This window comes from Rhizobium sp. No.120 (genome assembly GCF_054558365.1).
The window spans coordinates 1-11,522 of the sequence record NZ_BAAJNQ010000035.1; the positions used below are offsets into that span (position 1 = coordinate 1).

General features: G+C 58.3%; 9 protein-coding genes and 1 pseudogene. 6 read left to right on the forward strand and 4 right to left on the reverse strand.

Going from position 1 to position 11,522, the window contains the following annotated elements; translation table 11 throughout:
- A pseudogene (locus ACYJRZ_RS31540) lies at positions 1-141 on the forward strand (amidase); the annotation flags it as partial.
- 144 nt (positions 142-285) lie between these two features.
- On the opposite strand, the gene ACYJRZ_RS31545 reads toward ACYJRZ_RS31540, so the two are convergent.
- The 3 genes from ACYJRZ_RS31545 to ACYJRZ_RS31555 are packed head-to-tail and all read right to left on the reverse strand — an operon-like array spanning position 286 to position 4,791.
- Positions 286-1,476, reverse strand: a complete 1,191-nt coding sequence (locus ACYJRZ_RS31545; RefSeq protein WP_459465417.1) for an aromatic amino acid transaminase — start codon at positions 1,474-1,476, stop codon at positions 286-288.
- Between the two features lie 16 nt (positions 1,477-1,492).
- The gene (locus ACYJRZ_RS31550; RefSeq protein WP_459465419.1) at positions 1,493-2,710 is read right to left on the reverse strand and encodes a dihydrolipoamide acetyltransferase family protein; all 1,218 of its coding nucleotides are present in this window, start codon (positions 2,708-2,710) and stop codon (positions 1,493-1,495) included.
- Positions 2,711-2,712: 2 nt separating this feature from the next.
- Positions 2,713-4,791: an alpha-ketoacid dehydrogenase subunit alpha/beta gene (locus ACYJRZ_RS31555; protein WP_459465421.1), complete on the reverse strand. Its 2,079-nt coding sequence runs from the start codon at positions 4,789-4,791 to the stop codon at positions 2,713-2,715.
- A gap of 118 nt (positions 4,792-4,909) precedes the next feature.
- Here ACYJRZ_RS31555 and ACYJRZ_RS31560 point away from each other — a divergent pair, with 118 nt between their 5' ends.
- Together ACYJRZ_RS31560 and paaX are read left to right on the forward strand one after the other, a co-directional pair.
- Positions 4,910-5,389, forward strand: coding sequence for an Lrp/AsnC family transcriptional regulator (locus tag ACYJRZ_RS31560; RefSeq protein WP_459465423.1), 480 nt, complete (start codon positions 4,910-4,912; stop codon positions 5,387-5,389).
- 85 nt (positions 5,390-5,474) lie between these two features.
- Entirely contained in the window at positions 5,475-6,365 is an 891-nt protein-coding gene (gene paaX / locus ACYJRZ_RS31565) for a phenylacetic acid degradation operon negative regulatory protein PaaX (RefSeq protein ID WP_459465425.1), read from the forward strand.
- A gap of 176 nt (positions 6,366-6,541) precedes the next feature.
- Here the strand turns inward: paaX and ACYJRZ_RS31570 are convergent, their stop codons facing one another.
- Positions 6,542-7,546 (reverse strand): AraC family transcriptional regulator, encoded by a 1,005-nt coding sequence (locus ACYJRZ_RS31570; protein ID WP_459465427.1) that lies wholly within the window; start codon positions 7,544-7,546, stop codon positions 6,542-6,544.
- A gap of 128 nt (positions 7,547-7,674) precedes the next feature.
- Between ACYJRZ_RS31570 and ACYJRZ_RS31575 the strand changes: the two genes are divergently transcribed.
- From ACYJRZ_RS31575 to ACYJRZ_RS31585, 3 genes are read left to right on the forward strand one after another with little or no spacing between them, the layout of a single operon-like run.
- Complete coding sequence (locus ACYJRZ_RS31575; RefSeq protein ID WP_459465429.1) at positions 7,675-9,120, forward strand: APC family permease; 1,446 nt, start codon at positions 7,675-7,677, stop codon at positions 9,118-9,120.
- Positions 9,117-9,296, forward strand: a complete 180-nt coding sequence (locus ACYJRZ_RS31580) for a hypothetical protein (protein ID WP_459465431.1) — start codon at positions 9,117-9,119, stop codon at positions 9,294-9,296. Before ACYJRZ_RS31575 ends, ACYJRZ_RS31580 begins: the two co-directional genes overlap by 4 nt.
- A gap of 59 nt (positions 9,297-9,355) precedes the next feature.
- Positions 9,356-11,344, forward strand: coding sequence for a primary-amine oxidase (locus ACYJRZ_RS31585; protein ID WP_459465433.1), 1,989 nt, complete (start codon positions 9,356-9,358; stop codon positions 11,342-11,344).
- Positions 11,345-11,522 lie beyond the last annotated feature (178 nt).

The following is an 11,522-nucleotide window of genomic DNA, read 5'->3' on the forward strand; positions in this document are numbered from 1 at the left end:
CTCGATTGGTGCGGCGTCTCTCTGCCTTGCGGGGCGGGCGAGGCAAGCATGCCGGTCGGCTTCCTGCTGTCGGCTCCCAAAAACCATGATGACCGGTTGTTGGGTGCAGCATTGGCGCTGGAGGAGATCGTCGCCGGCTGAGTAATTCAACAAAGCGAGTGGTTCAGCGAAACTATCGAGAGCCAAACCAGCTCAAGTTCTTGTTCCTGCTCGCTTCCATGATGTGAAGGGCAAGCGACAAGCTGCCCGTTCATGGCCCGTGCCGACCGCTCGTTGTTGCGGACATCACATCAGATAGGGACCGACGCGCTCGGCTACGGATGCAATATCCCTAACCTGCATCCCGGCCACGTTGATCCGACCCGAATCCGGCATGTAGATGCCATGCTCTGAGCGAAGTCGCCGAACATTTTCCGGAGAGATCGGCAGAAGGGAGAACATGCCTTCCTGCGAAGCGATATTAGCGAGATTAGGACGGAATTGTGCAAAGGCTTCGGCGGCAGCCTGGCGGATTTCGGCTATGCGGTTGCGCATTTCGCTGAGTTCATCGACCCAGGCCCGGTACAGTGAAGGGTCCTGCAGGATCGCAGCAACAATAGCTGCCCCATGCGCTGGCGGCATGGAATAGCTGGTGCGGGCATAGCTTGCGAGATTGCCGATGCCCCTGTTCAACCATGCCTGCTGATTGCTGAAGAGGTAGGCCGCGCCTGTGCGCTCCCGATAGAGCGAGAAGGATTTGGAGCAGGAGACGGCAACCATGGCCTCGCCAACCGCTTCGATGACATCAATCATGCCGGCCACATCTTCAACGCGTCCACGCCCAAGACCTTGATAGGCATTGTCGAAGAGCGGGATCAATCCCCTAGCAGCGATGACGTCGGCAATATCTCGCCAGTTTTGTTGCGACAACGCCGCGCCTGTCGGATTATGGCAGCTCGTCTGCAGCAGCACGGCATCGCCGGGAGCAGCGTTCCGCAGGGTTGTCAGCATCTCGTCAACGAGAACGATTTGCTTTTCAATGTCGAAGAAGCGATAGGTTGCGATTTGAAGGCCGACCGCGGCAAAGATCGGCTGGTGATTGACCCATGTCGGCGTGGCGATCCAGATTTTCCGCCGCTTGTCGAGGGCAAGCAGTTCTGCCATCAGACGAAGGGCGCCAGTCCCGCCCGGCGTCTGAATTCCCGCGAGATGCTTGCCACCATGGCGCTCGCCGAAGACTTCGGCCGCCAATGCTTTCAAGAAAACAGGATCGCCTTCCGGACCGATATAGGATTTGGATTGCTGCGTTTCCCAAAGATGATGTTCTGCCGCCTTGACGGCTTTCATGACCGGAGTGCGGCCGGTTCCATCGCGATAGACGCCAACGCCGAGGTCGATCTTTCCAGGCCTCGGGTCGGCTGCGAACTTGGCAATCAGTTCAAGCAGGGGATCGGGCTTCTGTTCCGTAAGGCTGTCGAAAAATGCTGTCTTGTTCATCGGCTCGTCCCTTCCCCTATTGCGGCCAATCCTGCAAAGCTCGCACGAATTCCGTCAACCATGCGTTCGTCTGGTGACCGTCCAGGGAGCGATGGTCGATCGTCAGGGACACATAGGCCATCGGGCGGATCTGGATCGTATCGGCTCCATCGACCTCCCGAACGACGACACGTTTTTCGAGCTTGCCAATGCCAAGGATGGCGGATTGCGGTTGGTTGATGATGATGGGGGATGCGACCAGCGAGCCGGAAACGCCATGATTGGAGATCGTGAAGGTTCCGCCTTTCATATCGTCGGCCTTGAGCGCATTGCATCGCGCTCTGTTCGTCAGATCCTGAAGTTGGACGGCAATGGCCTCCAGCGAAAGTTTCTGCGCCTGCCGGATCACAGGAGCGACGAGGCCCTGGTCAGCCAATGCGATGCCGATCCCGATATTGACGTCTTCGAAGATCTCGAGACTATTATCATGCCATTGGCTGTTGACCTCCGGTACGGCCTTCATGGCCGCAACCGATGCTGCCACGAAGTAGGCTGTATAGGAGAGGTTCACGCCTTCGGCCTTCAATCGGTCCCTGCTGTTTTCGCGATGGCGCATGATCGCCGTGAAGTCGGCCTCGAAAACTGCGGTGACCTGCGGTGCCGTCGCCAAGGATTGGGCCATGTGCCTTGCGATCGAAAGGCGCATGGCGGAATGGGGTACGGTTCGAGATTTGCCGTCAGCCGCGACTGTCGGCGGGATCTGCGCAGCCTCAGCCTGCTGCGACACCGGAGCAGGCGAATGCGGCTTGGCGATTTCCCGCGCATGATCCATGTCGGCGCGGGTCACTCGTCCATCCCTGCCGCTGCCTTTCAGGGTGGCCGGGTCGATGTCGTATTCCTCGGCGGCCTTGCGAACGGCGGGCGAATAGTAGGCAGCGGCGGAGGCTGTGGCAGGTGAGGCCGGCTGTATCTGCAACGGAGTCTCGGTCGCCTGCGCTGTAACACCGTTCACGTTTTCGATGCTCATGCGTCCGAGGATCGCTCCCGGCGTGGCATCGTCGCCATTCTCCATCGCGATTTCGCTTAGGATGCCGTCGCAAGGAGCCGATATCTCCTGGGTCACCTTGTCGGTTTCCAGCTCGACGAGCGCGTCACCTTCGTTGATATGATCGCCGATCCGTTTCAGCCAGTTTCGGACAACCGCTTTCGTGCCCTCCTGTTCCATCGGAGCCATGATTTCGATAATACCGGTCATTCCTAAAACTCCAGGATTTCGGCAATGCGCTTGGTGATCCGTTCGGTGGAGGGCACAGCCCAGTCAAGAAGAGCGGGATTATGCGGGCTTGGAATATCGGGCATGGTGAGCCGAGAGACGGGTGCATCGAGATCCGTGAAGGCTTTGTCCGCAATGACGGCGGCGATTTCAGCGCCGAAGCCTGCGGCTTCTAAGTCTTCGTGGACGATGAGGCAGCGGTGCGTCTTGGCGACCGAAGCAAGGACGGCCTTCTGATCCCATGGCATCAATGTACGGAGGTCGAGGATATCGGCGGAAATACCATCGGCCGCTTCTTCGCAGCGCTGCACCATGGCGCCCCAGGTGATGATGGTGATGTCGCTGCCCGTTCGCGTCAGTTTTGCCTTGCCGAAGGGCAGTGCGAAGTTGTTGCCGGGATAGGGACGCCGCGCCCAGGCATCATCGAGCATGGCTCGATGCTCGAAGAAGATGACCGGGTCATTGCCGCGGATCGAGGTTCGCAGCAGACCGACGGCATCCTCAGCATTTGAGGGAACGGCAACCTTCCAGCCGGGCTGGTGGACGAAGGCCACTTCGTTGGTCTGGCTGTGCCATGGGTCGCCGCATTTGAAGAAGCCGCCGGGCATGCGGACTACGATGGGGGCGGCGAAGCGATTGTTGGTACGCCAGCGGATCGTGCCGCAATCATTCAACTGTTCGGTCGCCGGTTCCGCATATTTCCGGAACTGGATTTCGGGGATGGGGACGAGGCCGGCGAGCGCCATGCCGACGGCGCGGCCGATGATGCCTTCTTCGGACAGCGACGTATCGAAGACCCGCTCGCTGCCGAATTTTTCCTGCATGCCGAGGGTCACGGCATGCACGCCGCCCTTGGGGCCGATATCCTCGCCGAACATGACGACGCGCTCGTTGATCGACATCTCGTGTTCTAGCGTTCTGCGAATAGCCGTAACCATGTTGATGCGCGGGCCGGAGGTTTCCGGTACATCAGTTGTCGCTGGAGGCACGTATCCGGATGGATGCTGCCCTCCCATCGCCTGCATATCGCCGTCGAAGAACACATGGCGGGTCACGGAGGAGGGGTCGGCAACCGGCCGCTCTTCGGCGGTTGCGCGCGCGTTTTCGGCCATATCGCGAGCCTCGATCTCGCAGGCGTTCCATTCCTCGATCGACATCACGGCGGGGATGAGAAATTCCTTCAGGCGCGGCAGGGGATCGCGTTCCCATTCGCGCTTTACGGTTTCCTCGCTCTTATAGGCCTGCGTGTCCTGAAAACTGTGGCCCTCAAGGCGCGGAACCGTGAACCTGAGAAGCGCCGGCTTGCGTTCGTCACGAACAAACGAGACGGCATCCTGCACCAGATGCGCAGCCTCGGCGGGATTGCAGCCATCGCCATCGAATATTGCAAGGTTTTTCCAGCTTGCGAGATTGGCTGCGATATTCCCACCCGGCGTCTGCGCCGTCGATGGCACCGAGATGCCAAAGCCATTGTCCTCGATATAGAACAGCATCGGCAATTGTTGCGTCGTTGCGGCAGTCAATGCTGCCCAGAAGCCATTCGAGGCAACGGAGCCATCTCCGCCAAGCACGACGCCGATATCGCGCGCGTATTCCGCGCGCCCGAGCGTGGTTGCATAATATTTCATCGCCTGCGCCCAGCCGGCCGTTGGCGTATATTGTGCTCCGACGCCGCCACACATGGGCAGGGCGGAGGCGCCGGAATGGTTCGGATAGTTGAAGACGACACCGATGTCGCGTCCGTCGGAATAGCCGCCGGCGCGGCCCATGGCTGAACTCAGCGCATCGGCCGGATCGACGCCAAGAGAAAGCAGAAGTGGCCGCGAGCGATAATAGCCGCAGGTCGCATCATGCAGGCTCGTCAGCTGCATTCCAAGTAGGATCTGCGCCATGTCGTGTCCGCGTGCGGAAAACTGGTAGAGAACCTTCTTTTCCGGAACGAGACGCTTCTCCTCCATCTCGTCGAGAGCCCGGGAGAGGTGAACGAGATAGGCAACCCGGCGCCAGTCGATGCGATCGTCGGGCGAGTTCCGCTCGTGGCTTTTGAAGGCTAGCTGGGCCATACGATCCTCCTACAGATGGCCCAGCTATTTTAATTCAAGCGTCAGCTCTATTCCTTTCAATTTTGCAGTTTTTGCCGTAGCTTTTGAAGGAGATGTTTCATCTATGGCGGATTTTTGAATGGAAAAATTCGATCTTGATCACGTCGACAGAGCGATTCTGCGCGTCCTGCAGGAAGAAGGCGATATCAGTCAGGCGGCGCTGTCAGAAAAGGTCGGCGCATCGCCCGCATCCTGCTGGCGAAGGATCAAGGCATTGGAAAGCGCGGGCGTGCTTGGCCGGACGGTTCGCCTTGTCGATCCCGACAAGATCGGCAAGGGGCTGAATGTCTTCTGCCAGGTCAAGATGAAGACCCATGATCCCGCGACCCGCCGCGATTTCGAACAGTTCATCGCCAGCTATCGCGAGGTGCTGGAATGCTACTCCATGTCGGGGGAGTGGGATTACCTGATCCGTGCCGTCGTTGCCGATGTCAGGGAATATGAAGGGCTATTGATGCGGGGTATTCTGACCCATGAAGCCGTGCTGAGCTCGTCATCGCACTTCTCGCTGAAATGCGTGAAATACACCACGGCGTTGCCGACGAATGTGTCACGATAAAGCCTCTGTCCGTACTCGCCTTGAATAGTGCGAGCGTCTCACGCTAATAAACCCGAACGATTGACAAATGCGGAGCAGGGGTGGGGTGTCGGCTGATAACGTCAAACTCGGCCATGAGTTGAGCGAAGCGGTTGCAGCGCTCCTTATCGATCTGCCCATCAAGGCGGCGAGTTTCATCGTGACAATCTATGGCGACGTCATCGAGCCGCGTGGCGGCGTCGTCTGGATTGGCAATCTCATCGAGACGTGCAAGAACATCGGGATCACCGAGACGCTGGTGCGAACTGCAGTGTCGCGACTGGTGGCAGCCGGTCAGCTTGCGGGTGAGCGTGAAGGGCGTCGCAGCTTCTATCGGCTTACCAATGCCGCTCAAGCCGAATTCGTTGAGGCCGCTGGTCTGTTCTATGGGCCTGAGCCTGCCGTGCGATGGCAATTCGTTCTGATCAACGGGCCTTCTCCGGAGGAGGTTATGCAGGGTCTCGAGCGGGAGGGATTTGCGAGGTTGAGCCCGCGCCTCGCAGTGGGAACGCATCCCGCACCGACCTTGCCGGGCCGCGTCATTGTCTTCGATGCGCAGTTGGCGACGGAGAACGGCGCTTTGCGGGAATTTGCCGAAGAGGCATGGAACTTGCCCCGCTTTGCAGAAGCGTATCGCGAATTCCTTGCCCGGTTCGGTGCATTTTCCAGGCGCATCGGAGATTGCGCAGCGTTGCCAGCCTTCGATTGCCTGATCGCCCGGCTGCTGCTTGTCCATCAATATCGCTTGATCATGCTGCGTGAGCCGCATCTTCCCAAGTCCGCGCTGCCGGATAATTGGCCAGGCGAGCAGGCCCGGCGGCTGTTTGCTGATCTTTATCTGCTCTTGTCGAAAAAAGCCGATGGTTATGTTGGCCGCCATTTCATCAATGAGGCCGGCAAGCTTCAAGAGACCACACCGGCGAGCCAGGATCGGCTCGATCACCTCAAGTCCCGCTGAAAGTGCGCTGGTATTGCAAGCTAACCAACCAGCTGGTGCCGTCGTCGCGCAATAAGACGATGGTCGCCAAAACAAGGCCTGATTCCAATCAGGACCAGCGCGCTCCGCAACATCCGGGTCCGGCGTCCCTCAGTGTGGGAGGCTTGAGGTCACATTGGCAGGCATGCCAGAGGATGTCAGCCTTCGTCCTTGCTCCAGCGCTTGCGAGCCCTCCAGAAAACAGTCGAGTCCGCATAGCCGAGGGCATCGGCGATTTTCTTCTTGTTTAGTTTTGCTTGCATCTGCTTGTCGGCGAGTTCGCGGCGGTAGTCCTCGATAAGTTCGCGCAAGGAGGACCCTTCCCGCATCAGCCGTCGCTGCAGCGTTCGCGGCGCCATGCCGAGATCCTTCGCAACATCGAGAATCGTGATTTTCCGGTAGCCGAGATTTGCCGCTATAAGGGCTCGCACACGCGAGGGCAAAGACTGCGGCCCTGTGCTCCGGGTCGCAAGTTCGGCAATATGATGCTCCAGAACCGCAACCAGCGCCGCGTCCTCCGATCTGTAGATCTTTTGTGCATCGGCTCTGGAAATGACGAGGCGGTTGCTTGGCTGGCCAAATTTCAGAGGTGCGCGGAAGATCCTTGCCAGTTCGCCAGCATGCTGCGGTTCCGGATGTTCGAACTGAACTTCCAGCGGACGCCAGTTTCGGGAAAAACAAAGCCGAATGAGCTGACAAGAGGCCGACAATGTGAATTCACTATCTTGTCGCCTTGGCCAGAGAGCTGGCGACGAAATCTGGTAGCTCCAGATGTAGTTTCCGTCAAATTCCTGCAATCCTGTCGTGGTTGCTCCCTGGATCGCGGAGATATAGCGCGTTAGGCGGTGAAGGGCGTGCCTGATAGTGGGCGAAACCGAGAGCAGCACGCCAGTCGGGCCGAGATCGCCCGGGGCTATGTTGCTGCCCATGAGCGCGCCCATATGGGCAGACCCGCTCGTATTTGCCGCATCCTCAAACAACGCGATGTAACGAGAGATCGGCACCATCGCATACGGGTCCGAAATCTGATGGCGCACGATGCCGTGGCGGTGCATCAGCGGCTCCACACGCAGACCGGCTTTTTCCATCTGCTCGATAATGGAAGTGAGAACCGAAGCTCTGATCGTTGCTGCAACTGATGTGTCTTTCTCTTCGCTGCGCATCGATTCAGGCTCGCTTTTGTCTTCCAAGTGGCGGAATTTATCGGATTCCTGGCGCGGAAAGCAATTTCCTTTGATCGTTGTCAAGCATAGCCTTTTTTAAAAATCAGCAAAAATAAAAGGGGTTCAACATGACAATCAATGACGCCACAATTGCGTCTTCCGTCCGGCTGGCGAAAAATTCGGTCGGGGTCGCGCATATCGTATTCTTCGTCGTCGCGGCTGCCGCTCCGCTGACCGCCGTTGTCGGCGCAACGCCGCCGGCCTTCGCGTTCGGAAACGGCCCCGGCGTTCCCGGTGCCTTTGTTCTTGCCGGGTTGCTTTATTTGGTATTTTCCGTCGGCTTCACCGCCATGAGCCGCCACATCGGTGGCGCCGGTGCATTCTACTCCTACATCACGCGGGGAATTGGCAAGCCTGCTGGCGTCGCCGGCGCGTTCATGGCGCTTCTGACATACACCGCTGTTCAGGTTGCGATCTACGGCCTGATCGGTGTCTTCTCCCAAGGCGCGTTTGCCAATCTCGGCCTTGCGCTCCCCTGGTGGGTTTGGTCCTTCGCGTTCCTGCTGATCGTGCATTTTTGCGGGCAACGCAACATCGCTTTCTCCGGGACCATACTCGGTATCTGCATGCTCGCGGAGATCGCAATCCTGCTGCTGCTTGATCTTGGTATTCTCGTTTCGGGCGGCGGGCCGGAGGGTTTGAGCGCGTCCTCGTTTTCGCCCGCAACCATGTTCGGACCGGGATTGGGCGTTGCTCTAGTCTTCGTCGTTGGATCGTTCATCGGCTTCGAGGCGACGGCCATTTTCGGCGAAGAGGCGCATCGTCCCGAGATAACCATTCCGCGCGCTACATATATCTCCGTGCTCCTTATCGCCTGCTTCTATGCCTTCTCGACTTGGGCGATCACGCAGTATTATGGGCCTTCCCATGTCCAGGCGGCCGCGAATGCCGCGTTGCAGACCTTCTATTTCGATGCGTCCACAAAAGTCATCGGAGCGTGGTCTGCCAACGTCATGAATGTCCTGCTCATTACGAGCCTGTTCGCCTGCATCTTGTCTTTCCACAATACGCTCAATCGCTACTTATTTGCGCTCGGTCGTGAGGGGCTTGCCTTCAGGATGCTTGGCAAGGTCCACGCCGTAAACGGTTCGCCCCATGTCGCCGGCCGGGTTCAGTCTGTGTCGGCCTGTATCATTCTCCTGGCTTTTATTCTGACACAGCAAGATCCTTACGCCGTCGTCTTCTCCTATATGTCGGCGCTCGCCGTCATAGGTATCATCTCGGTGCAGATTCTGGTCTGCATTGCCGTGATCATGTTCTTCCATCGTGATGACAGGGGACACGGTGTGTGGACCACGAAGTTTGCGCCCGCTCTATCCGGCATTGGACTGCTTGGAGCACTGGTGCTCGTGATTTCCAATCTCGATCTTCTCGCGGGAACTTCCAATATCATCGTCAGCTCGCTTCCCTATCTCATCCTCCTCGCTGGTCTTATGGGCGCAAGCCTCGCTCTGATGATCAAGGCATCCAGCCCTGATCGCTATGCTTCTCTTGGAAAGGTGTTTGAAGAATGAGCGCGCTATTTAAACTCAATCCTTCCAATTGGCCGACCACAATCGCTTTCGCCGCTTTGGTCGCCGTCACCCTGGCTGCTGCCGCTGAAGCGCACACCTTCTGCCGGCTCTACTGCATCCACGGCGATCAGATGGTGTTTGCTAATGACATCTGCTCGAACCGGATCTCCCATTGATAGGATGGACTTACGCTGGCGCGCTACTGCCACGAATGTCCAATGACAAAGGTACTCCCATGGACGCTATCGTTAACACCGCATACCCGCTCGATCTTCTGAGTTCCGACGAGATCGCTAGAGCCGTCGCCGTTCTCAAAGCCGAGAAGTTGCTGGCTGAAACTGTTCGTTTCCCCATCATCAGGCTGGAAGAGCCTGATAAGACCGCCCTTGCGGCCTACCGTTCCGGGGAGCGCTTGCCACGCCTTGCATTCATTCTCTCGATGGATATTTCGTCCGGCGAGACCCATGAATCGATCGTGGATCTTTCCAATGGAACCGTCGCTGCCCATGTCCGGCTGCCGCTCGACCAGACGCCTTACGGCCAACCTCCCGTCATGCTCTGCGAATTCGAGACGGTGGAAGGGATCGTCAAGTCCGATGCGCGTTGGCTTGCCGCCGTGAAGAAACGCGGCATCACGGACGAGGATATCCCGCTCGTGCAGATCGATCCCTTCTCTTCCGGATATTTCGGCCGCGAATTCGAAAAGGGGCAGCGTATTGTCCGCGCCGTGTCCTACTGGCGCGAAGATATCCGCGACAATGGCTATGCTCACCCCATCGAGGGCGTTGTCGCCGTGGTCGATCTCATCAAGCAGACCGTGGTGGATCTTGTCGATGATGAGAAGGTCATTCCCGTTCCGCGCAAGAAACGCAATTACGGGCAGGAGGCCTTTCCGGAAACCCGCAAGGACCTCAAGCCGCTCGATATCGTTCAGCCGGAGGGTCCCAGCTTCACGGTCGATGGCTGGAAGGTCGAATGGCAGAACTGGAGCTTCCGCGTCGGCTTCACCCCGCGTGAAGGTCTCGTCCTGCACGAACTCGCCATCAAGGACGGCGGGAAGGTCCGCCCTATCATCTTCCGCGCATCAGTGACGGAAATGGTCGTGCCTTATGCGGATCCGACCGCCAACCACTACTGGAAGAGCGCGTTTGATGCCGGCGAATATGGTCTGGGGCGATTGGCAAATTGTCTGGAGCTCGGCTGCGATTGCCTCGGCCACATTCACTATTTCGATGTGCCTTCGGCAGACGATTTCGGCCAGCCGATGATCATGAAAAACGCGATCTGCATGCATGAAGAGGATTTCGGCATTCTTTGGAAGCATTACGAATTCCGCAACGGCATTTTCGAGGTCCGACGTTCACGCCGGCTGGTGATCTCCTTCTTCGCGACTGTCGGCAACTACGACTATGGCTTCTATTGGTATCTCTATCAGGATGGCACGATCCAGCTCGAAGCCAAGTTGACGGGCATTATCCAGACGGCAGCGGTCGCTTCAGGTGAAGCCTACGAGTGGGGCGGCATGGTGGACGACAATCTCGGCGGCCCGACGCACCAGCATTTCTTCAACGCGCGTCTTCACATGGATGTCGATGGCGGTGGCAACACGGTCAGCGAACATGAATTCGTTCCGCGCCCGTGGGGTGAAAGCAACCCTTACGGAAACGTGTTCGATACGCGGACACGCATGCTGAAGCGCGAGCTGGATAGTCCGGCTGTCGCCAATGGCGAGACCGGCCGCTACTGGAAGGTTCAGAACCCCAATCAGCGCAATTCCGTCGGCAAGGCGCCGGGCTACAAGATGGTCGTCATGCCAAGCCCGCTCATGCTCGCGCAGGACGGCTCAACGGTCGCTCAGCGCGGTGGTTTCGCCAAGAAGCATATCTGGGTCACGGCCTACGATCCGAAGGAGAAATACGCCTCCGGTGACTATCCGAATGTCCATGCTGGCGGCGACGGCCTGCCAACCTATGTTCAGCAGAACCGCAACATCGAAAACGCCGATGTTGTCCTGTGGCATTCCTTTGGTCACACGCATGTCTGCAAGCCGGAGGATTTTCCGATCATGCCGGTCGAGTATGCAGGCTTCACATTGAAGCCGAACGGCTTCTTCGCCAGCAACATCTCGATGGACCTTCCGGCGGATAAAAATGCGCATAGCAGGGACAATCGCGAGCTGGGTGACGGCGGAAAGCTGCAGGGCGGCTCCTGTTGTCATTCCTGAAAATTCAAACTGGCTCTCCCAAGCCCAGGCTGCCTGCTCTCATGTGAAGGGCGGGCTTGGGAAGCGCCAGGGCACTGCCATCTACCAGCGCCTGGCTGTGGAGGCGAAGGAGAAGCTTGCTGCCGTCGAGCCGCTGACTGCGCCGGAACCGGAGCGCCGCCGCATCCGCGCGCCGCAA